Here is a 20,157-nt window from a genome sequence, read left to right on the forward strand (position 1 = left end):
GGACGGTGATGAAGTCCAAAGCAGTGAGGCGCCGCTGGGCGTTTGCCCTGGTGGCGCTGCTGGCGCTCGGTGCGCTGGCAGCGCATGCGGGGCGTTCGTCAGCGCGGTTTGATACGGTGTCTGTGAAACAAGGTGATATTCGTGCCACCGTCGCGGCGGTGGGCACCTTAAAGCCCCGTCGCTATGTGGATGTCGGTGCGCAGGTCTCGGGTCAGATTACCGCATTGCCGGTGGCTCCGGGCGATCAGGTTGAGCAGGGCCAGTTGCTGGTGGAAATTGACCCCAGCGTACAGCAGGCCACAGTCGATGCAGGCCGCGCTTCGTTGGCGGCATTTCGCGCCCAGTTGGCTGAGCAACAGGCCCAGCTTTTGTTGGCACGCCAGCAGTTGACACGTCAGCGTCAGCTGGAGCGTCAGCAGGCCAGCCGTCAGGAAGATATACAGATTGCTCAGGCGAACCTGGCAAGCGCGCAGGCCCGTGTGGCTCATGTGCGGGCGCAGATGGAGCAGACCCAGGCCACGCTGAAAGCCGACGAGGCGCGATTGGGCTACACGCGCATTTACGCGCCCATGAGTGGCACCGTGATTGGTGTGCAGGCCCGTGAAGGCCAGACCTTGAACGCCACGTATCAGACTCCCACCATCCTACGCATCGCTGATTTGAGCACGATGACAGTCTGGACCAGCGTGTCCGAGGCGGATATACGCCGTATCAAACCTGGTATGGCGGTTACGTTCACCACCTTGGGCGAACAGAGTGAGCCCCAGGTGCGCCATTGGCAGGCCACTGTGCGCCAGATCATGCCAGCGCCTGAAGGCAGCACCCAGGAAGAAACGACGGCGGCCACGCCTGCCGCGACGCAGGCCATCATGTATACAGTGGTGTTTGATGTGGACAATGCGGACGGCGAATTGATGCCACAGATGACGGCGCAGGTGCTGTTTGAAATTGCTCGTGCCGACCAGGCTTTGCTGGTGCCCGTGGTGGCCTTGCGGCCTGACCTGCAGCGTGGTCCAGACGCCTTTACAGTGCCTGTGCTGGAGCAGGGCAAGCTGCAGGAAAAGCCGGTCAGCCTGGGGGTGCGCAATCGACATCAGGTGCAGGTTCTGGAGGGGCTGGCTCAAGGTGAGCAGATTGTGTTGGCCGTGGTCGCGGCCGAGCATGGCTGGCGGTGGTTGCAATGGTAGAGGCCGCACCTGCCTTGATTGAGTTGTGCGATATCTGCCGTATTTACGGTGGCCCTCCCAGCGCCAAACCGGCTGTGCAGGTTCTGTTCGATGTCAGCTTTCGCATTGAACCAGGCGACTTTGTGGCGATTGTCGGTGCTTCGGGCTCGGGCAAGTCGACCCTGATGAATCTGCTTGGTTGCCTGGACAAACCCAGCAGCGGCACGTATCTGTTTGAGGGCCGGAATGTGGCGCAGCTAGGCCCGGACGAACTGGCCGCCTTGCGACGGGAAACCTTTGGATTTGTGTTTCAGGGCTATCACCTGATCCCGACCGAAACGGCCTGTGAAAATGTGCAGATGCCCGCAATTTATGCGGGTATGGACGAGGCCAGCCGCGCTGAACGTGCCGCGCGTTTGTTGAGCAGTCTGGGCTTGGTGGACAAGCTGGATAACCGGCCTAACCAGTTGTCCGGCGGTCAGCAGCAGCGCGTCTCCATCGCTCGTGCCCTGATGAATGGCGGCCGGGTCATTCTGGCTGACGAGCCTACGGGTGCGCTGGACTCGGCTAGCGGTGCGGAGGTAATGGCACTGTTGCGTGAGCTGTCCGATTCCGGGCATACCATCATTCTGATTACGCACGACCAGAAAGTGGCCGCGATGGCGGACCGGGTCATCGAGATCCGTGATGGTCGTATCCTGTCTGATAGTCGCCCCGATGCAGCGGCCCCCTCGAAGGCCAGGCAGTCTTTAAGGGAGCCGCAACATCGCCGCTCACCCTGGCTCTCGGAAATCAAGGACGCTGCACGCAGTGCCTTGCGTAGCATGTTCCTTAACCGGCATCGCACTGCTCTGACTTTACTGGGTGTGATTATTGGGGTGGCCTCGGTCATTGTCATGCTGGCGGTGGGCGAGGGTGCACGTCAAAGGGTGATGGATCAGATGGGGACGATGGGCACCACCATCATGTACCTGAGCAGTTCCTCTCCACCCCATGGGCTGCCCAAAGGGCAACTGACGCAGGAGGATCTGGAAGCGATTGGAGAGCTGCCTCTGATACGACGCGTGATGCCGGTGATCGGGGACCCGATTACCGTGCGGCGTGGCAGTGTGGACCGGCAAGTGTATGTGTTTGCCGCCAATGAAACCATGCCGGCCATTCACCGTTGGGAACTGGCCCTGGGCCGTTACTACACCGATGCCGAGGACCGTGCTCTGGCGCCTCTGGTGGTGTTGGGGCATCGCGCGGCCCAGCAATTTTTTCCCCATGTCAAACAGCCTTTAGGTCAGCAGTTGCTGATCGGCAATTCGCCTTTTGAGGTGATCGGTGTGATGCAGGAGCGCGGGGCGGATTCGGGGGCGCAGGACTATGACGATATGGTTTTTGTACCTTATCAGGCGGCCCGGGCACGGGTGTATCAGGCCCAGACGCAGCCTGATTATGTGGTGATTGATGCGCAGGACAGTTCCACTGTTCTGGAAGCGGAACAGAGCATGCGTCAACTGCTGATCCAACGTCATGGCGGGCGAGAAGACTTTTCGATTGGCAATGCAGCTGCGCGGTTGCAGGCCGAGGCTTCCACGCGGCAGGCCATGAGCATGATGCTGGGTTTGATTGCCGCGGTGTCTTTGTTGGTGGGCGGCATTGGTGTCATGAACGTGATGCTGATGACGGTGCGTGAGCGTACGCGGGAAATTGGTATACGTATGGCAACGGGTGCGCGACAAAGCGACATCCTGCGCCAGTTCTTGACCGAGGCGGTTCTGTTGACGATTACAGGCGGTTGCCTGGGCGTGCTGGCAGGTGCAGTTGTGGGCATTGGCTTGATCGTTGGAGGGGTGGATGTGGTGTTTTCCTTGCGGGCGGCCTTGGGCGCCTTTGGCTGCGCCGTGGTGACGGGCATGGTGTTTGGTTATATGCCAGCACGCACGGCGGCAGCGCTGGACCCCGTGCAGGCTTTGGCTGGAGAGTAGACATGGCTCATTACCGATGGATAGCAGGGGTCATGAGCACGCTTGTGCTGCAGGCTTGCAGCTCCTTGTCCTCCGACCTGGACAAAACCCCACCGACGCTGCCCCAGGCGTATCAACAGCAGGCCAAGGCGACACCCAGCCCTGTACCGGCTCAGGTAGAGCTGCAGTGGTGGCGTGCCTATAACAGCCCCGCCTTGAACAGCTTGATGCAGGAAGCCTTGAAGGATGTGGCGCTGCTGCGTCGGGCCCAGGCCCGGATCTTGCAGGCGCAGGCCCAGGCACGCATTACCGGAGCCAGTTTGCTGCCGGAATTGCAGGGCAATCTGTCTGCGCAACGAGAGGCGCCGGTTTCTTCGTCTCATGGTGAGTCCCGCTCGCACTATGTGACTGGTGTATTCATGAGTTATGAGCTCGATGTGTGGGGGCGCCTTCGGGCCCAGGCCGACAGCGCTGTATTCCTGGCTCAGGCGGCGAACTACGAGCTGGATGTGCTGCGTGTCAGCGTGCAGGCGCAGGTGGTGCATTTAAGCCTGCAAGCCTTGGGTGATAAACAGCGGGTGGCAATTGCGCGACAAAACCTGGCTGTTGCACAACGCTTGTTGCGTTTGCTGGAAGCCCGTTTGCAGGCAGGGGCGGCATCTCCTTTGGAGCTGGCACAGCAGCGTCAGTTGCTGGCTGTGCAACAGCGCAAATGGTTGGTGATTGAAGAACAGGCGATTCGCACGCGGGTGGAGTTGGCGACTTTGTTGGGTCGTACTGAAATCCTGCCCGAGCCGCAGGAAGACATTGCCAATTTGCAGGTGCCAGAGCTGGAGGCGGGTTTGCCTTCACAGTTGCTATCGCAACGCCCAGATATTGCGCGCATGGAGGCCCAGTTGTCGGCGGCTCATGCCGATGTGCAGGTGGCTCGCGCTGCCATGTTCCCCAGCCTGACCTTGGGGGCCCGGGCAGGAGCATCGGCTAATCATTGGGAAGAAAGCGTGCGCCATCCGGTCTACAGTCTGATCAGCGGGCTGGTGGCTCCCATCTTCAATGCGGGTCGACTGCAGGCAGACAAGGATTTGAACGAGGCCCGTTTACAGGAATGGCTGGCACAGTATCGCCAGACCATTGTGCAGGCCTATATGGAGGTCGAGGGTGTGCTGGCACAGCTGCAGAGCCTGGATGCCCAGGCACAGACCATGGAACGGGAGTGGGAGCAAGCCAAGCTGGCGTTTCAACTGGCCGAAGCACGTTATCGCTCCGGCTCGGAAACCTTGCTGTCTTTACTGGATGCGCAGCGTACCTTGTACGCCGCTCAGGATGTGCGCGTCAGCTTGCTGCAATCGCGTTTGCAGTCCCGCGCCGCGCTCTTTCGAGCGCTGGGCGGGGGTTGGCAAGCTGGCTCAGGCGGCCTGGCTGATCAGGGGACGGTGGCACAGGCTGGGGTCTAACAGGCTGGCTGCCGCCTCGTCGAGCAGGATATGGGTGTTGGCGTGTTGCTTCAAGGCGGTGAAAGGCAGTTCGGGTGTGATGCCGCCTTGCTGGTAATTGAGCATGGTGCGCGCCTTGTGCTCGCCCGTCACTACCAGGGCAATTTCACGGGCGCTCAGAATATCGGCAATCCCCATGGTGATGGCCGAGGCCGGCACTTCGTCCATGGAATCAAAAAAACGGCTGTTGTCGATACGGGTCCGCTCGGACAGGGCCACCACATGGGTGTGGCTGTCAAACGGCGTGCCCGGTTCGTTAAAACCGATATGACCGTTGGTGCCTACGCCCAGCAGTTGCAAGGCGACGCCGCCGCTGGCAGCAATCGCTGCGGAGTATTGCTGGCAGTGCTGTTCCAGTTCGGTGGCCAGGCCATTGGGCAGATGCAGACGTGTCGCATCAAAAGGCAGTTGGTCAAACAGGTGCTGGCGCATGTAGTAAGCGTAGCTTTGCTCGTGCGTCGCAGACAGGCCTACATATTCATCCAGATTGAAGCTGCTGATACCCGACACATCCAGCCCGTTGGTGCGTACATCCTGTACGAAACGTGCATAAATGGGCTCCATCGTTCCCCCGGTGGCCAGACCCAGCGTCGCTTGCGGGTCCTGACGGATAATATCCTGAAGGCGGGTGCTCAGGTGTGCTGCAATTGCTGCCGAATCGGGGAAGACTAAAAACATAATCTTGTTCTTCGTAGGGGCGGATTAAGTTGAAAAAAAACTTCGCCGCAAGTACGGCGAAGTTTGATATTCCGAAATTCTAATGGGACAACGATGTAACGTCAGTTTTTTTTTGCAAGCAAGTGACACCTTTTAATCATCCTGCTGGCGACTCTCCCCCAGAAACCCTCCGCTTTGATGTGTCCACAAACGAGCGTACAGGCCTCCCTTTTGCAGCAGCTCCTGGTGGCTGCCCTGTTCGATGATGCGACCCTGATCCAGCACGATCAGTCGGTCCAGCGCCGCAATGGTAGACAGGCGGTGGGCAATGGCGATCACCGTCTTGCCGTGCATCAGGGTATTGAGGCTTTCCTGAATCGCCGCTTCTACCTCGGAATCCAGGGCGCTGGTGGCCTCATCCAGTAACAGGATGGGTGCGTCTTTGAGCATGACCCGGGCAATGGCGACGCGCTGCCGCTGGCCACCGGACAGTTTCACACCGCGTTCGCCTACATGGGCGTCCAGACCCTGACGACCTTCACGGTCATGCAGCTGCGAGATGAAGTCGGCCGCAGCTGCACGTTCTACCGCCTTGTGCAGGAGCTCGTCGCTGGCCTCAGGGCGGCCATACAAAATGTTGTCGCGCATGGAACGGTGCAGCAGGGAAGTGTCCTGCGTGACCATGCCAATGGCGGCCCGCAGGCTGTCTTGCGTGACGTGGGCGATGTCCTGGCCGTCAATGCGGATGGTGCCGCTGTCCACATCATGAAACCGTAATAGCAGATTGACCAGGGTGGATTTGCCTGCGCCAGAACGCCCGATCAGGCCTACCCGTTCGCCTGGCTGGATCACCAGATTGAGCTTGTCAATCACCTGGCGGCTTTTATCGCGGTAGGCAAAGCTGACATCCTGAAACTCGATTCGGCCTTGCCCGATCCGCAAGGGCTTGGCATCGGGCGCATCTACCACCGTGGGCTTTTGCGTCAAGGTATTGATGCCGTCCTGAATCGTGCCCACGTTCTCGAACAGGTTGGTCAGCTCCCACATGAGCCAGTGTGAATGCCCCGAAAGGCGCAAAGCCATGGCGATGACAGCCGCCACCACACCCGCGCTGGACTGGTCTATCGACCACAGGTAAAGGGCCAGGCCCGCCGAGCTGATCAGCAAGAGGGTGGCCAGCACATGGTTGCTCACCTCAAACAGGCTGATCAGGCGCATCTGGGCGTGGCCGGTTTCCTGGAAACGACGCATCGCGTTTTTGGCATGGTCCGCTTCGCGGCGCGTATGGGCAAACAGCTTGACGGTGTTGATGTTGGTGTAGGCGTCGGTGATGCGTCCTGTCATCAGCGCTCGGGCATCAGCCTGCTCGGCGCCCACTTTACCCAGGCGGGGTACAAAAAACACACAGGCCAGTGCATAGCCCACCAGCCAGAACAGGAAGGGCAGAATCAGCAGACGGTCAAAACTGCCGGCCAGAATCAAAATGCCGATCAGGTAGGCGCTCATGCCCACGACCACTTCCACAGCCATGAACAGGGTCTCACGCACTGCCAGAGCGGTTTGCATGATTTTGGTCGTGATGCGACCTGCAAATTCGTCCGCGTAAAAGGACATGCTCTGGTTAAGCATCAGCTTATGAAACAGCCAGCGCAGGCGCATGGGAAAGTTGATGGCCAGCACCTGATGCATGACTACGGTATGCAGACTGATCAGGACCACGCTGCTCAGCAGGATGGCGGCAATGCCCAGAAGCGTGCTGCCGTGCTGGTTCCAGAACTGGGCCGGTTCGATGGAGGGCAGCCAGTCCACGATATAGCTGAGCAGGGCAAACAGCATGGCCTCGTAGGCCGATAAGCCGATCGAGGTCAGCGTCATCAAGCCAATCCAGGCGCGGGAATGTTTCGTGCAGGCCCAGATGAAGGGGAAAAATCCTTTTGGGGGCGGGGCGACCTGCTGTTCGGGATAGGGATTTAATCGACGTTCAAAAAATGACAGCACCGAAGGGGCTCCAGCGGACGGCTTCAGGGATGACAAGCCGTTTGGACAGATGAAAAGCCGCCCTTTGGGTAAGAGGGCGGCGATTTTTTGATGGTACAGCAGTCATTCTGTGTCACGGATGAAAACCTGATAAAAACACAGTTTTTGTGTCCGGGGGGTGTTAGATCTTGACCACGGTGTACGTTTTTCTGATGGGTGGTGCGTGAGCCCGCTTGGGTAGTGAGTGGCTGCTTGCCGAGCCTTGCGGGGTGTTGTGGGAGGCCGAAGGGATAGGGTCTTGACGCAGGTAGCCCTGCTCCGGTCTGCGGTTTGACGAATGAGAGACGAAGACCAAGCGGGGTTTGGGGTCTGAATAAGATCATCCAGACCCCAATCAGAGAGCGGTTGCGCGCTCTGGCAGGGAGGTGGACTTAGTAGGCCACCACCTGGCCGTCTTTACGCGGGTCGGAGCCGCCCACGTAGTGATTGCCCTGACGCAGAATCAACTGCGCACCGCCAAAGGCAAAGACACCACTGCCTGGTTCGACCAGCACCTCATGACCACGTTCACGCAGAGCCTGAACCAAAGCGGGATCGAATGTGGGTTCCACCGCCACGCCTCGCCCACCGGTGACGCGCCAGCGAGGCGCATCGGCTGCGGCTTGCGGATTTTGGCGGTACAGCAAGACCCGTAAGGCCATTTGCATGTGGCCTTGGGACTGGAAGGGGCCGCCCATCACGCCAAAGGACATTTGTGGCGTGCCGTCGGCATTCATGGCAAAGGCTGGAATGATGGTGTGCGAGGGGCGCTTGCCACCGGCAACCTGATTCACGTGTCCAGGGCGCAGGCTAAACCCATGGCCTCGGTTCTGCAGGCTGATGCCGGTACCTGGCACGACTACGCCGGACCCAAAACCCATGTAGTTGGACTGGATCAGGGAGACCATCATGCCGCTGGAGTCCGCGGCGGTGACATAGACTGTGCCAGAGGGACCGGGCAGGCCATGCTTGGGGTCCCCTGCCCGGTCCATTTGAATCAGGGCCGCACGCTCGCGCAGATAGGCCGGGTCCAGCAAATGCTCTGGATGATGAATCATGTGCTCCAGATCTGCGTGGTGTTCGTATAGATCGGCAAAGGCCAGTTTCATGGCCTCAATGCTCAAATGCACCGTATCAATGTGATCCAGTGGCTGCTGACCGATGCCTGCCTGCTCCATGATGCCCAGCGCCATCAGCGCGGCAAGGCCTTGGCCGTTCGGTGGAATTTCATGAATGACGGATTGCGCAAACGGATGGCTGATGGTGCCGCACCAGTGGGCACGGTGCTCGGCCAGATCCTGTTCGTCCATGGCGCCGCCATGCTGGCGGGAAAAGTCGGCAATGCGTTTGGCCAGCTCGCCGGTATAGAAGTCCCGACCCTGGGTGGCGGCAATACGCTCCAGCGTGTTGGCCTGGTCCGGATTCTGGTACCACTGTCCGGCAACGGGGGCTTTGCCATCGCGTAAAAAAGCCTCGGCAAAACCGGGCTGATCGCCCAGGCGTTGACGGCCCAGTTCCCACAAGCGGGCAATCACGGGTGAGACAGGAAAGCCGTCACGGGCATAATGAATCGCCGGGGCGGCAACCTGCTCCAGGCTCAGGCGCCCCAGCTTGCTGGACAGCTCGGCCCAGGCAGAGACGGCACCGGGCACGGAGACGCTTTCCCAGCCTTTGTCGGGCATGGCCGTGTGGTCTTTGAATCGATCCGGCGACCAGCCTCGGGGCGAACGTCCGGAAGCGTTCAGGCCATGCAGTTCTTTGCCGTCCCAGACGATGGCAAAGGCGTCACTGCCTATGCCACAACCAGTGGGTTCCACCACGGTCAGGGTAATGGCGGCAGCCAGAGCCGCATCGACCGCGTTGCCCCCGGCTTGCAACATGCGCAGTCCTGCTTGCGCAGCCAGGGGATGGGAGGTGCTGACCATGTTCTGGCCAAGTACGGCAGAGCGGGCGGACGGGTAAGGGTTGTGCCAGTCCATGCCTTTGTCAGTGGTATTCATTGAATCTGTATTCCAGTCAATTTAATCAGGCTTTGCCAGCGTGCGCTGTCTTCGCGTACCAGGGCAATAAAATCTTCCCGGCTGGTGCTGCGAGGTTGGTCCACGCCTAGGGTTTGCAGGCGCGAGCGCACGTTGGGGTCCTGAATGGCATGTGCAAAAGCTTGATAGGCTTTATCACGGATGTCGTCGGGCAGGCCTGCCGGTGCATACAGCCCGAACCAGGTTACCGACTCGTAGCCCGGCAGCCCCGACTCCTGAAAGGTGGGTAAATCGGGAGCCAGCGGCGAGCGCTGTGGACCGGTGACGGCCAGAGCGCGCAACTGACCACTTTTCACATAGGGCATCCCCGTGGGGATCGCATCCAGTAAAACATGGATGGAGCCACCCAGCATATCGTTAATGCCTTGACCGGTGCCACGGTAAGGAACGTGGGACATGACGATATTGGCCTGATTCAAGAAGGCTTCGGTGCCCAGATGCACAATCGTGCCGTTGCCGCTGCTGGCGTAGTTCAACTCATCAGGATGGGCGCGGGCGTAATCAATCAGCTCTGGCAGCGTTTGTGCGGGTACGGACGGGTTCACCAATAAGACGCTGGCGGCATCGCCCAAGTGGGCGATGGGCGTGAAGTCTTTCTCTGCATCGTAGGGCAGGGACTTGTACAGGTGCGGAGCAATCGCGTGGGTGCTGCTGGTGGTGAACAAGAGGGTGTAGCCATCGGGCTTGCTGCGGGCTACCTCGCCAGAGCCAATGGTCCCGCCTGCGCCCGTTCGATTGTCCACCACAAAGTTGGTGTTCAGCTCTTTGGCGGCGCTCTCGGCAATCAGGCGGCTGATGACATCGGTGGCGCCCCCCGTGGGGAAAGGCACAATCAGGCGAATGGGGCGCTCGGGCCAATCACTGGCGTGCGCGACCAGGGCGCTGCTCGCCAACAGGGCGCCTGCAAAAGACTGGACAAGCCGCCGCCAGGAACGGCGCGGCGCGGGTAAGGGTTCGGTGCTGGGTCGGGTCATGGCTATCTCCTCAATCAAGAGATGATAGGAAAGGCGATGATGCCGAACCAGCAACAAATAAGCAGGCCAGCGTTGCTATTTCGGCAAGCCTTAAGGCGCGATTTCAAGCTGTGGCAGCAACTCATCCAGAAAGCGGCGAACAATAGAGGGTAAGCGGCGGCCAGCCAGGGCCTGCACTTCAATTTGACGGTTCAGCAAGCCGCGTTCATGGATGAAACTGGCTTGCAGCAAACCTTGCTCAATCAGGTGACGCGCCGAGAGCAAAGCCGACACGGTCACGCCTGCGCCGGACAAGGCAAATTGATGCAGAGACTGCATGTGGTTGCTGCTGAATACGGGGTCCAGGCTGAGGTTTTGCGCGCTGCATGCCACGTCCATCATTTGCCGCACTGTGGTGTCGGGCCCGGGCAAGGCCAAAGGGTGGGCCAGAAGGCTTTTCAGACTGATGCGTTCTGTCCGGGTGACCGGGTGCCCGGGAACGGCCAGGGCCATGACAGGGGCATCGCGTCGAAACAGCGTTTTAATATCTTTCTCGGCCGTCTGCGTAAATTTGATGCCGATATCAATTTGCCCGCTCAGGAGCAGCATGGTGATACGTTGTGGGGGCAACACGTCCAGCTGAAAACGTATGCCTTGATGCTTTTCACGGAATTGCGCGATGCATTGAGGCAGGAGCTGAGCGGCCAGTCCTTCAGAGGACGCAATCCGTATCAGGCCGGTTTGCAGGCCTTGCAGGGCGGCAATATCGTGCAGGGTGCGCTCGGCGTCCAGAGCACTGCGGCGGGCATGAGCCAGCAAAAGCTCGCCCGCCGCTGTCAGGCTCATGCCACGGGCATGGCGTTCGAACAGGGCCATGCCCAGGTTTGTTTCCAGCCCGCTGATCTGACGGCTGATGGCCGAGGTGGCGACATACAGATTGCTGGCCGCCTGCGAGATAGAGCCACAGCGCGCCACTTCCTGAAAGTAGCGCAGTGCGGTCTCTTGGAGATGACGTGGGTTCATACCAGACTGCCGCGCAACTGGGCGGCAATCTCGTAGGAGCGCAAGCGCTTGTTGTGGTCAAAGATATTGGCGTTGATCATCAGCTCGTTGGCGCCCGTCAGTTCGATGAAACCTTTCATCTGTTCAAGCACTTGCGCCGGATTGCCAATGGCCGTACAACTGAGCAGGGAGTCCAGAAGATGCTGTGCGGGTGGGCTGCATTGCTCGTAGTAGTCACGCACGGGCGGCGGCAACTGGCCCGGACGACCGCTGCGCAGGTTCACAAAAGACTGCTGCCAGGAGGAGGCCAGCAACTTGGCTTCGTCTTCGGTGTCGGCGGCAAAGACGTTGTAGCCCAGCATGATGTACGGTTTCTCCAGATGGATCGACGGCTGGAACTGACGGCGGTAAACCTCAATAGCATCCATCAACTGGGCAGGCGCAAAATGCGACGCAAAGGCATAGGGCAAACCCAGCGCGGCCGCCAACTGAGCACCAAACAGGCTGGAGCCCAGAATCCAGACCGGCACGTTCAGGCCACGACCTGGCACGGCCATGATGCGGTTGCGGGGCTCGTCAGACATATAGTCCATCAGCTCGAGCACATCGCGAGGGAACTGGTCCGGGTCGCTGCTCAGATTGCGGCGCAAGGCGCGAGCGGTTTCGGGGTCTGAGCCGGGCGCGCGGCCCAGGCCCAGATCAATCCGGCCCGGGTACAGGCTGGCCAAGGTCCCAAACTGTTCGGCGATCACCAGCGGAGAGTGATTGGGCAGCATGATGCCGCCAGCCCCGACCCGAATGCGGCTGGTCTGGCCGGCAATATGGCCGATCAGTACCGCCGTAGCGGCGCTGGCGATACCGGGCATGCCGTGGTGTTCAGCCAGCCAGTAACGGTGATAGCCCCACTGCTCGGCATGGCGGGCAAGATCGGCAGAACTGCGGAAAGACTGCGCTGCAGTGGAGCCCTGCACAATAGGGGACAGGTCTAGGACGGAGAGCGGATAGCTTGGCTTCATGGCATCAGATTCAAATTGGACTCAGGATATAGTCGATCCATCGTTAGGTAGCGTCAAGTAAACCCATAACACAGGCAAGGATGTTCAGATGAAAGAGACCAGTCGTCGCACCGTCAATCATTATCAGGACCATGCGCAGGCGTACCGTGATGGCACCTGGGACCATGATGTCAGCCAGAACCGGGACGCTTTGCTGGCCGCCATCGGCGCAGCCGGGCCGGTGGATATTCTGGATCTGGGTTGTGGACCCGGCCGTGATCTGGTGGCATTTCAGGCCATGGGTCACCGACCTGTGGGACTGGATGGGTGCGCCGCCTTTGTCGAGATGGCGCGCCAGCAAACCGGTCTGACGGTACTGCATCAGGATATCCTGGATTTGAAATTGCCCGCCGCCGCGTTTGACGGCGTGTTTGCCAATGCCGTGTTATTTCACATACCCAGTGCGCAGCTACCGGCTGTGCTGACAAGCTTGCGGCACAGTCTGCGACCCGGTGGCGTGCTGTTTTCTTCCAATCCGCGCGGTCAGGGGCAAGAAGGCTGGAATGGACAGCGCTATGGGTGTTACTACAGTTGGGAGCAGTGGGCGCAGCGCCTGGAGCATGCAGGTTTTGAGTATATCCATCACTTTTACCGCCCCACGGACAAGCCGCCTCAGGAGCAACATTGGCTGGCGTCTTTGTGGCGCGTGCCGGTCTCCTAAGCAGCCAAATGGTGAATCCCTGACCTGGCTACCTATCTTTTTGTTTTGTAATAGGTTTTTTGGTTAATACAGGGGTTTTCCCTATTTTTATGCACATCTTTTGTGGATAAGCCGATCGATAGCATGAAGGACCAGGTCCGGGGAAAAAAATGGTAAAGAATTGTCGATTCTCTGATCGGGTTTGTTAAGTTGTTGAAATTGTTTAGATAAATGCACTGATTCACGGTTTATCCTGTGACTTGTCCACATTTTATGGGGATAAGATTGCGGGTGTTGAGGCATTTGGCCGTTTTCTGCCCGCCCGTTTTAAGTGGCTGATACTACGAACGGTTTTTCTGATTTGCCCAGTTTTTCCTACGAGCTATCCACAGTTTTCGTGGATAAGATCACGCGTTTGAGCAGCTTGGGTTCCCCTCAGTCTCAAGGCTATGATGCACACGAGCAATGTTGACCTTTAGCGGCCAGTCCCTTCGGTTCTTTGCCATTTTCTTCAGGAGAGTGAAACGTGGAAAAATTGCAAGTCTGGATGACAGAATTTCCCGCTGTGGTCGCGATTGGGCTTAACGTCGTGATCGCGTTGTTGATTCTGATTATTGGCTGGTGGCTGTCAGCCGTTGCCGGCCGGGCCATCAAGCGAATGGCAGCCAGCTCCCCCCGTGTGGACCCCACCATCGTGCCTATGGCCCAGTCGGTCACGGTCTGGACGATCCGTATTTTTGTACTGATTGCGGTGCTGGCACGCTTTGGCGTCCAGACAGCCAGCATTATTGCGGTGCTGGGTGCGGCTGGCCTGGCAGTGGGTTTGGCCCTGCAGAACACCCTGCAAAACATTGCCGCTGGCATCATGTTGTTGATGCTGCGCCCTTTGCGTGCGGGTGAGTTCGTGTCGGTTGTGGGCAAAGGGGATGGTACGGTACAGGAAGTGGGCTTGTTCTTGACCCGCTTCGAGCAGGTCGATGGCATTCAGTTTACGTTGCCCAACAGTCTGATCTGGGGCAATCCCATCATCAATTACAGCCGCAATACGACTCGTCGTCTGGATTTTGGTGTGGGTGTCCGGTACGGTGACGACCTGGATCTGGCCTTGAAGTTGCTGCAAAACCTGCTGGACGAAAACGACAAGGTTTTGAAGGACCCGGCCCCTCAAGTGATGGTTATGGAGTACAAGGATAGCGTCATTACGGTCAATCTGCGTGCCTGGATCAGTGCCGCTGACTTCTGGGATACCCGCTTTCACTTGTTCCGTCGCGCGATTCAAGTGCTGAATGAAGCTGGTTTGCAAACCCCGGTTCCCGTACGGGAAATCGTGCAATCGGGCGGCGATAAAAAAGCGGCCTGAGCCGGATGGCCGCCGAGGCCGGATATCGAGCCGTTTCAGTGGTCAGGATAGCCACGTCTAGTGTGGTTGCAGATAGCAGCAAAAATGCCCCAAGCCTTGCGATCAGCAGCTTGGGGTTTTTTTTCGGGTTAGCCTGCATTGGAGGCAGAGAGCGCTTCCTCCATACTGTACGCTTTGCCTGAACGCTACCCCTATCGCTGCCCCACGATGTTTCTGATCGACGAAAAAATTACGGTACGACGTTTGGAAGTTTTGTTGGCCTTTTTGGAGGCTGGCACGATTTCCCGTGCGGCGGACCAGTTGGGTACCAGTGCGGTCAGTGTTCATCGGGCATTGAAAAGCCTGGAAGAAGGCTTGCGGTGCCCCTTGTTCTTGCAGGAGGGGCGTAATCTGGTACCTCAGGACTCCGCCCGTGAGCTGGCCGAGGCAGCCAAAGAAACCATACGCACCTTGCAGCAGGGTATTGATGCCGCGCGTGAGGCCGGGGGCTACTCCTCGGATCAACTGCGCATTGGCTCCATGTATTCACTGACAATCCGGCTCGTTCCTCGCCTGTTGGTGGAGCTGAAGATACACAAGCCGTTGTTGCAGATCGATCTGGTGCTGGACTCCAATGAAAAGCTGCTGCAAAAGTTGCGCAGTGGTCATATTGATGCCGCCCTGATCGAACTTCCGCAGGCTCAGCCCGATCTGGAGTTACTGCCAATCTTTGATGACGAGCTGATGTTTGCCGCGCCGCTGGGCTGGCACGGTGCGCAAGGGTCGGTCGTGGATTTGGCGCGGTGTTCCAAAGAGCGTTTTGTATCGTTGAGCGATGATTTTGCCACTGGGCGTGATATGCAGCGCATGATGGCCAAGGCCGGGTTCGAGCCCGAGATTGTGATGCGTACCGGCGACATCTTTTCGTTGATGAGTCTTATCAGCGGCGGGGTGGGATGCTCTCTATTGCCTGCCCGTGCCAAAGAGGTGTTTTCTGACAAGATCCAGTGGTTAAGCCTGGAGTGGCCGTATCGGCATTCGCAGCGGATTGGTCTGGTTTGCATGAAGTCGCGCGAACGCAGCCCCAATGTGTTGAGTGTGCTGCGGGCGTGCCGTATTGTGCGCAATCAACTGGAGAAAGAAGGGCACAAGCCGGTTTGATAGGAACGCGATGGCCTTGCTGGAGCTCGGTCAGGAGGGAGGGGCTGCCGCTTCCAGATGCTCAGCTCAAGCCCCCAGCGAGTCTGCCAGGGCAGGAGTACACCTGGTGCTGCAACTGACAGTCAGGCCCGTCTGGACATCCAGCGTTGCACGCCATCCAGGGTTTGGAATTCATCCACGCAGCGTGCAGGGATATCGGGATAGCGTTGGTTCCACAGGGTCGCCAGGCTGCGCCCTGGGCCGATTTCCAACACCACATCGGGCTGACGTTCTTCAATCTGTTCCATGCAGGCATCCCATTGCACGGTCTGCATCAGTTGCGCTGCCAAGGCGTGGGCCGCACTTGCCGCGCTGTGTACCCACACACCGGCATTGCTTGGCCAAGGCACATTGGGGGCCGCCAGCCCACTTTGGTTTAGCTGCTCGTGAAAGGCGTGAGCGGCGCTGCTCATCCAATGGGTATGGGATGCAATAGTCACGGCCAAGGGCGTGCAACGCGCCCCCTGTTCTTGAGCGAATGTTTCCAGGGCCGAAAGTTTGTCGCGTGGCCCCGCACAGACGGCGCTCTCGGGACCATTGCGTATGGCCAGGGCAGCGCCTTGTGCCTGGCACCATTGTTCAATTGACCGAATGGAAACCCCACTGATCGCCAGCATGCTGCTGTCTTGTCCGGCCCCGGCCTGATCCATGAGGGCGGCTCGTTGTCCGGCCAGTGTGACCGTGTCGCTGCTGGAGAGCACTCCCGCGACGCATGCAGCTGCCAGTTCGCCAATGCTGTAGCCAGCCACGGCAGCCAGACAAGGGCTGGGCGCCTGCAGGGCAGGGACGCGTTCCTGCAATTGCTGCCAGGCGGCCAAGGCGCAGGCTGTCAGGACGACCTGGGCATGGGCGTTGGTGCTCGCCCAATTGGCATCGCGCATGGCGCTGCGCCAATCGGCAACGTGCAACTGATCCTGCATCTGCAGCAGCAAGGGATGGGTTGGCTTGAGCCAGGGCAGCATGTCCGCGTATTGCATGCCTTGCCCGGAAAACAGCAGGGCGATTTTCATGGTCAGACTCCAGTAGGGCGACGTTGGCGTGCACGGCCGGGAGCCGTGGCTTGCAGGCGGTCCAGCCAATAGCAGGCCGACAAGGTATCGGCAGCGCCTCCAGGGGACAGACGGCGCTGCATAAAGGCGTGATGCAAGGTTTGGGCGCGTTGCACCGCATCCGGGGTAAATGCGCTGCCTGCGTGCAAATACTGTGCGGCGCAGCGGCGCGCGTAGTGCAGCCCCTCCAGTCCGCCACGATGGGCCAGATTGCTATCGTCAAGGACCGCCATCACCGAAAAGAAAGTATGCAAACCCACGGTCTGCAATTGCTGATCGGTAATAGGTGCGCTGTGCGGAGACAAGAGGTTGACAGCGGCTTGCCAGGCGGGCCAGGCCGTTTCAAACAAGGTGGGAAATCCTTGGGCGGCTTCCTGGTTCGCGCCCTGTAAACCATAGCGGCGTACCGCTTGTCCACCCGGCAGTGCGGACGAGGTTTGCTGGCTGCGGGCCTGTAAAGCTGCCCCCCATAATGTTTGAAGTTGGTCCCGAATCGTGGCGGGAGTCAGGGCGCGAAAAGGAAGGCAGGCGCCTGCGGCTGCACACAGCAGGCCGAGCATGAAGATGGCTCCACGGTGCGTATTGATGCCGGCGGTTGCCGCCAGCATGCGAGCCTCCGCTGCCATCCCGCGAGTTTGCAGTTGGCAAAAGGGAGCACGCTGTTGGCCCAGGGCTGCCATGTCAGAAAAATAGTGGCGCAGAGCGAACAGACTGCGGTAGAAGGTGCTGGCGTCCATATCGTCATGGCTGCCGCTGTCGAGCAAGGAAACCAGTCCCGGCTTGGGGGCCAGAATCAGCTCGTCATACAGCGCCAGAACAGCCGCCCGGCCTATGTCCGCACAACGCCAGGAAGGGGATGGGTCCATGAGCTCAGGGGGCGTCGGTGGGGGCGCCCATACCCTTGTTTCAATGGCATCAAGCAGCATGAGAAGACTCCAGGGCAGGGGCGTGCTCAGGCCAGTCCGAGTGCGCCTGAATACGTAAACCATGCGTGTGTTTGATCATGACTTTGCTGCTGGCACCACTGCGCCATTGCTGCCATTCACGCCAGGCGATGGCGGCGTCATCCGGAAACAGCAGCTCGCCATCCAGACGGGGCAAACCCGGCCATTCGCTGGCCGCATGCAAGAGCTGCACCAGACGATCGGCCTGCGTGGCGCACTGCACGGGCAGCAGCAAATCCAGGTCCGAGCCTTCACGCACATAACCTTGCCCCGTGATCAGCTCCCAGCCATAACTGCCATAAACCTGAGCTGTGCAGCCGTGTGCCTGCATCTGCTGGCATAAGCTCAGCCAGTCTTGCGCCAAGGAAACCAGCAGCAAGGTTTGGGCTTCATGGGCGGGGGGGAAACAGCCCCAGGCCAGGCTCCGCGCCTGGGGAACAATCAGGGACAGACGTTGCCGTCCCCAATCGGTCGGTAACGGAATGCCCACTTGCAGCTGCCCGTGACGCAGTTCACCTGGCTGACGGCTGACTACCAGCGGCCAGCCTCGGGCCTGCCATTGCTGCAGGCTCAGACTGGCGTGGCTGCTTGGCTCCAGATCCGCCAGCACCTGATCCCAGGCTGGGCTGTCCAGCGTAATCAGATGGTGACGGCGAGCGGGCAGTGGTGCGGTCATCAGGATGCCTGCAAGACTTGGTCAATGATCTGGGCCGCCAGACGGCGACCACCGCGTTGGGCGCCATCACTGGCACGGCGATCCTGGTGATCGGACTGGGCCAGTGCCGCACGCAATGACGCACGCAGATGCTCAGGCGAACGGTTGTCCCAGACAGCCTGAATACCCCCCATGGCCACATAGTTGTCTACGCCGGGCGCAAAAACCGGATTGGACTGTGCCAGTTCTTCCAGCAGGGCTTCGGGCAGCTTGGTGACGCGGGCCATGGCGGGAATGCGCATGACGCGAATCTCGGCCTCGGGTACGGCATAGCAGGCGTCGGCAATCAGCCCGGAGGTGATGAATCCGCCTGAAAGTGCCTGGTCATAGACCAGTCCAATGACTTTGTGACCTTTGCGTCGGGCCAGATCCAGACACATGCCCAAATGGGCCATGGCGCGGTTGATACCCAGCAGCTCATCGCGGCGGCGCAGTTGCTGGCCTTGGGTATCGACCAAGAGCAGCAGACTGCGGCCAGGATGGTGCCTGATGGTGTCCAGCACCGCCTGAGCCTGGGTCAAAGCCAGGGATACGCCAATAGGCGCGTGTTCGGTGGTTCCAATAACGTTCAGTGTTTGACCCTCAAACTCGGCTGTCCCCTGTAAAAATAAATCCTGTTCGGTGATGGTGTGCTGCGTATCGAACAGCGATTTCACCAGTGCTTCCCATTTCATGACAGCGCCTCCTGGCTGCGTAATGCTTTGACGGCCGCGGCATCCATCTGCCCGACTTGATCGCTGTGCTTCAAACCCAGCGCCTGCCATAAGTGGCGAGCCTGGTTCTCCGTGTGCTCCCATTGTTCGACAGGCAGCAAGGCGGTGCGATGGGCCAGCATCTGGTGTTCCTGTTCCAGTTCTTCCACGGTGACGGGGCCACGGGCTGGTTTTTTCAATCCTTGCACGGCGGCAGCACGGAAAGCTGTCACAGTGTCAGGCACAAGGTCGTCGCAATCGGCGGTCAGCCAGCGATGTTTCCCGCCACTGGTCTGCCAGACCAGCGCACGGTCTTTGGAGTCGTATTCCTCCACACCGTGTGAAGCTTCAATGACTTCGGGGCCGGACATGGCCAGACGGCCTACATCACTCATGATGAGGTGATTGGTGCAGCGAGCCACTATGCCCATGCCGCCAAAACAACCGTTTTGCCCGCCTACCAGGGCAATCACCGGCACCCCGGCATTGCGGGTATCCAGCAGGGCGCGCATCACTTCCGACACGGCGATCAAACCCGCATTGGCTTCGTGCAAGCGCACACCGCCGGACTCCAGTAGCAGCACTACGCCAGCAGGGCGGTCGATCATGGCACGACGCAGCAGGCCCACCAGCTTGGCGCCGTGGACTTCGCCCACACCACCGCCCATGAACTCGCCTTCTTGCGCTGCCACATAAACGGTCTGCCCTTCCAGCAAGGCATGGCCGATGGCCACACCATCATCAAAAGAGGAGGGGACGCCCAACTGAGCCAGGTGCGGGCTGCTGATGCGTTGCGCCGGGGGCAACCACTCATGAAAGCTGTTCGCGTCAAACAGAGTCTGGACGCGCTGGCGGGCAGAACATTCCAGATAACTGCTCATGACTGTGTTCCTTGTGCTTGGCTACGTGCCAGCGCTTCGCTGGCGGCCTGATCCAGACGCAGGCTGACCACGGCCGGGGTGGCTCCCATATCGTTGATGTCAAAGTGAATGCCGGCCAGCGGATGACGCTGGTGAAAGTCCCGTACCACGGCATCCCAGATGGCGGAAAACCCTCGTGCTGAGGTATGAATGTGAATAGTGCAGTCGGGGCTGTCCTTGGGTTCGGCCAGTACTTCCAGATTGCCCGAACCCACGACGCCAATCAGCACGGGCTGGAAGGGGCCAATGGGCTCTTGCCCCTGAAAACGGTAGGCCAGGGTCTCCAGGCCGTGAGGATGCTGAGTCATCGTGATCTCCTAATGCA

18 protein-coding genes are annotated in these 20,157 nt (G+C 59.5%); 6 read left to right on the plus strand and 12 right to left on the minus strand.

Annotated elements, in window-relative coordinates:
• Positions 1-8 precede the first annotated feature (8 nt).
• The 3 genes from ACOZ42_RS04255 to ACOZ42_RS04265 are packed head-to-tail and all read left to right on the plus strand — an operon-like array spanning position 9 to position 4,572.
• Complete coding sequence (locus ACOZ42_RS04255; protein WP_131071369.1) at positions 9-1,187, plus strand: efflux RND transporter periplasmic adaptor subunit; 1,179 nt, start codon at positions 9-11, stop codon at positions 1,185-1,187.
• A complete protein-coding gene (locus tag ACOZ42_RS04260) occupies positions 1,181-3,139 on the plus strand; it encodes an ABC transporter permease (RefSeq protein ID WP_426345580.1) in 1,959 nt (652 codons plus the stop codon). Before ACOZ42_RS04255 ends, ACOZ42_RS04260 begins: the two co-directional genes overlap by 7 nt.
• Positions 3,140-3,171: 32 nt before the next feature.
• Complete coding sequence (locus ACOZ42_RS04265) at positions 3,172-4,572, plus strand: efflux transporter outer membrane subunit (RefSeq protein WP_059318739.1); 1,401 nt, start codon at positions 3,172-3,174, stop codon at positions 4,570-4,572.
• Here ACOZ42_RS04265 and ACOZ42_RS04270 read toward each other — a convergent pair.
• From ACOZ42_RS04270 to ACOZ42_RS04295, 6 genes are all read right to left on the minus strand, one after another.
• Positions 4,525-5,289 carry a glucosamine-6-phosphate deaminase gene (locus tag ACOZ42_RS04270; protein ID WP_003802691.1) on the minus strand — a complete coding sequence of 255 codons (765 nt, stop codon included), beginning with the start codon at positions 5,287-5,289 and terminating at the stop codon, positions 4,525-4,527. The two genes, ACOZ42_RS04265 and ACOZ42_RS04270, sit on opposite strands and share 48 nt — an antisense overlap.
• A gap of 132 nt (positions 5,290-5,421) precedes the next feature.
• Positions 5,422-7,266, minus strand: a complete 1,845-nt coding sequence (locus tag ACOZ42_RS04275) for an ABC transporter ATP-binding protein (RefSeq protein WP_003802689.1) — start codon at positions 7,264-7,266, stop codon at positions 5,422-5,424.
• Positions 7,267-7,676: 410 nt separating this feature from the next.
• Positions 7,677-9,284, minus strand: coding sequence for a gamma-glutamyltransferase family protein (locus ACOZ42_RS04280; protein WP_426345581.1), 1,608 nt, complete (start codon positions 9,282-9,284; stop codon positions 7,677-7,679).
• Positions 9,281-10,297, minus strand: a complete 1,017-nt coding sequence (locus ACOZ42_RS04285) for a Bug family tripartite tricarboxylate transporter substrate binding protein (RefSeq protein WP_426345582.1) — start codon at positions 10,295-10,297, stop codon at positions 9,281-9,283. Before ACOZ42_RS04285 ends, ACOZ42_RS04280 begins: the two co-directional genes overlap by 4 nt.
• Before the next feature lie 90 nt (positions 10,298-10,387).
• Positions 10,388-11,299 (minus strand): LysR substrate-binding domain-containing protein, encoded by a 912-nt coding sequence (locus tag ACOZ42_RS04290; RefSeq protein ID WP_131071372.1) that lies wholly within the window; start codon positions 11,297-11,299, stop codon positions 10,388-10,390.
• Entirely contained in the window at positions 11,296-12,294 is a 999-nt protein-coding gene (locus tag ACOZ42_RS04295) for an LLM class flavin-dependent oxidoreductase (protein ID WP_219235754.1), read from the minus strand. The genes ACOZ42_RS04290 and ACOZ42_RS04295 overlap by 4 nt, the downstream gene beginning before the upstream one ends.
• A gap of 88 nt (positions 12,295-12,382) precedes the next feature.
• Here ACOZ42_RS04295 and ACOZ42_RS04300 point away from each other — a divergent pair, with 88 nt between their 5' ends.
• From ACOZ42_RS04300 to ACOZ42_RS04310, 3 genes are all read left to right on the plus strand, one after another.
• Positions 12,383-12,994, plus strand: a complete 612-nt coding sequence (locus tag ACOZ42_RS04300) for a class I SAM-dependent methyltransferase (protein WP_059318745.1) — start codon at positions 12,383-12,385, stop codon at positions 12,992-12,994.
• Positions 12,995-13,520: 526 nt separating this feature from the next.
• A complete protein-coding gene (locus ACOZ42_RS04305) occupies positions 13,521-14,333 on the plus strand; it encodes a mechanosensitive ion channel family protein (protein ID WP_039943581.1) in 813 nt (270 codons plus the stop codon).
• A 207-nt stretch (positions 14,334-14,540) separates the two neighbouring features.
• A complete protein-coding gene (locus ACOZ42_RS04310) occupies positions 14,541-15,473 on the plus strand; it encodes a LysR substrate-binding domain-containing protein (protein WP_059318812.1) in 933 nt (310 codons plus the stop codon).
• 122 nt (positions 15,474-15,595) lie between these two features.
• On the opposite strand, the gene ACOZ42_RS04315 is transcribed toward ACOZ42_RS04310, so the two are convergent.
• The 6 genes from ACOZ42_RS04315 to mdcC are packed head-to-tail and all read right to left on the minus strand — an operon-like array spanning position 15,596 to position 20,140.
• The gene (locus tag ACOZ42_RS04315) at positions 15,596-16,522 is read right to left on the minus strand and encodes an acyltransferase domain-containing protein (protein ID WP_426345583.1); all 927 of its coding nucleotides are present in this window, start codon (positions 16,520-16,522) and stop codon (positions 15,596-15,598) included.
• A gap of 2 nt (positions 16,523-16,524) precedes the next feature.
• Positions 16,525-17,487 (minus strand): triphosphoribosyl-dephospho-CoA synthase, encoded by a 963-nt coding sequence (locus ACOZ42_RS04320; protein WP_426345584.1) that lies wholly within the window; start codon positions 17,485-17,487, stop codon positions 16,525-16,527.
• The gene (mdcG, locus tag ACOZ42_RS04325; RefSeq protein WP_059318747.1) at positions 17,477-18,181 is read right to left on the minus strand and encodes a malonate decarboxylase holo-[acyl-carrier-protein] synthase; all 705 of its coding nucleotides are present in this window, start codon (positions 18,179-18,181) and stop codon (positions 17,477-17,479) included. Before mdcG ends, ACOZ42_RS04320 begins: the two co-directional genes overlap by 11 nt.
• On the minus strand, positions 18,181-18,894 hold the full coding sequence (gene mdcE / locus ACOZ42_RS04330; protein WP_059318748.1) for a biotin-independent malonate decarboxylase subunit gamma: 714 nt from the start codon (positions 18,892-18,894) through the stop codon (positions 18,181-18,183). The genes mdcG and mdcE overlap by 1 nt, the downstream gene beginning before the upstream one ends.
• Positions 18,891-19,793, minus strand: coding sequence for a biotin-independent malonate decarboxylase subunit beta (locus tag ACOZ42_RS04335; protein ID WP_003802667.1), 903 nt, complete (start codon positions 19,791-19,793; stop codon positions 18,891-18,893). The genes mdcE and ACOZ42_RS04335 overlap by 4 nt, the downstream gene beginning before the upstream one ends.
• Entirely contained in the window at positions 19,790-20,140 is a 351-nt protein-coding gene (mdcC, locus tag ACOZ42_RS04340) for a malonate decarboxylase acyl carrier protein (protein ID WP_003802665.1), read from the minus strand. The genes ACOZ42_RS04335 and mdcC overlap by 4 nt, the downstream gene beginning before the upstream one ends.
• Positions 20,141-20,157 lie beyond the last annotated feature (17 nt).

The organism is Alcaligenes sp. HNGD-HTN06 (assembly GCF_049932565.1).
GTDB lineage: Bacteria > Pseudomonadota > Gammaproteobacteria > Burkholderiales > Burkholderiaceae_B > Alcaligenes > Alcaligenes ammonioxydans.

Excerpts from the sequence above, each read along its gene's own strand:
- ACOZ42_RS04255 (WP_131071369.1), top strand. The coding sequence starts at position 9 with ATGAAGTCCAAAGCAGTGAGGCGCCGCTGGGCGTTTGCCCTGGTGGCG.
- ACOZ42_RS04260 (WP_426345580.1), top strand. The coding sequence starts at position 1,181 with ATGGTAGAGGCCGCACCTGCCTTGATTGAGTTGTGCGATATCTGCCGT.
- ACOZ42_RS04265 (WP_059318739.1), top strand. The coding sequence starts at position 3,172 with ATGAGCACGCTTGTGCTGCAGGCTTGCAGCTCCTTGTCCTCCGACCTG.
- ACOZ42_RS04270 (WP_003802691.1), bottom strand. The coding sequence starts at position 5,289 with ATGTTTTTAGTCTTCCCCGATTCGGCAGCAATTGCAGCACACCTGAGC.
- ACOZ42_RS04280 (WP_426345581.1), bottom strand. The coding sequence starts at position 9,284 with ATGAATACCACTGACAAAGGCATGGACTGGCACAACCCTTACCCGTCC.
- ACOZ42_RS04285 (WP_426345582.1), bottom strand. The coding sequence starts at position 10,297 with ATGACCCGACCCAGCACCGAACCCTTACCCGCGCCGCGCCGTTCCTGG.
- ACOZ42_RS04290 (WP_131071372.1), bottom strand. The coding sequence starts at position 11,299 with ATGAACCCACGTCATCTCCAAGAGACCGCACTGCGCTACTTTCAGGAA.
- ACOZ42_RS04295 (WP_219235754.1), bottom strand. The coding sequence starts at position 12,294 with ATGAAGCCAAGCTATCCGCTCTCCGTCCTAGACCTGTCCCCTATTGTG.
- ACOZ42_RS04300 (WP_059318745.1), top strand. The coding sequence starts at position 12,383 with ATGAAAGAGACCAGTCGTCGCACCGTCAATCATTATCAGGACCATGCG.
- ACOZ42_RS04305 (WP_039943581.1), top strand. The coding sequence starts at position 13,521 with ATGACAGAATTTCCCGCTGTGGTCGCGATTGGGCTTAACGTCGTGATC.
- ACOZ42_RS04310 (WP_059318812.1), top strand. The coding sequence starts at position 14,541 with ATGTTTCTGATCGACGAAAAAATTACGGTACGACGTTTGGAAGTTTTG.
- ACOZ42_RS04315 (WP_426345583.1), bottom strand. The coding sequence starts at position 16,522 with ATGAAAATCGCCCTGCTGTTTTCCGGGCAAGGCATGCAATACGCGGAC.
- ACOZ42_RS04320 (WP_426345584.1), bottom strand. The coding sequence starts at position 17,487 with ATGCTGCTTGATGCCATTGAAACAAGGGTATGGGCGCCCCCACCGACG.
- mdcG (WP_059318747.1), bottom strand. The coding sequence starts at position 18,181 with ATGACCGCACCACTGCCCGCTCGCCGTCACCATCTGATTACGCTGGAC.
- mdcE (WP_059318748.1), bottom strand. The coding sequence starts at position 18,894 with ATGAAATGGGAAGCACTGGTGAAATCGCTGTTCGATACGCAGCACACC.
- ACOZ42_RS04335 (WP_003802667.1), bottom strand. The coding sequence starts at position 19,793 with ATGAGCAGTTATCTGGAATGTTCTGCCCGCCAGCGCGTCCAGACTCTG.
- mdcC (WP_003802665.1), bottom strand. The coding sequence starts at position 20,140 with ATGACTCAGCATCCTCACGGCCTGGAGACCCTGGCCTACCGTTTTCAG.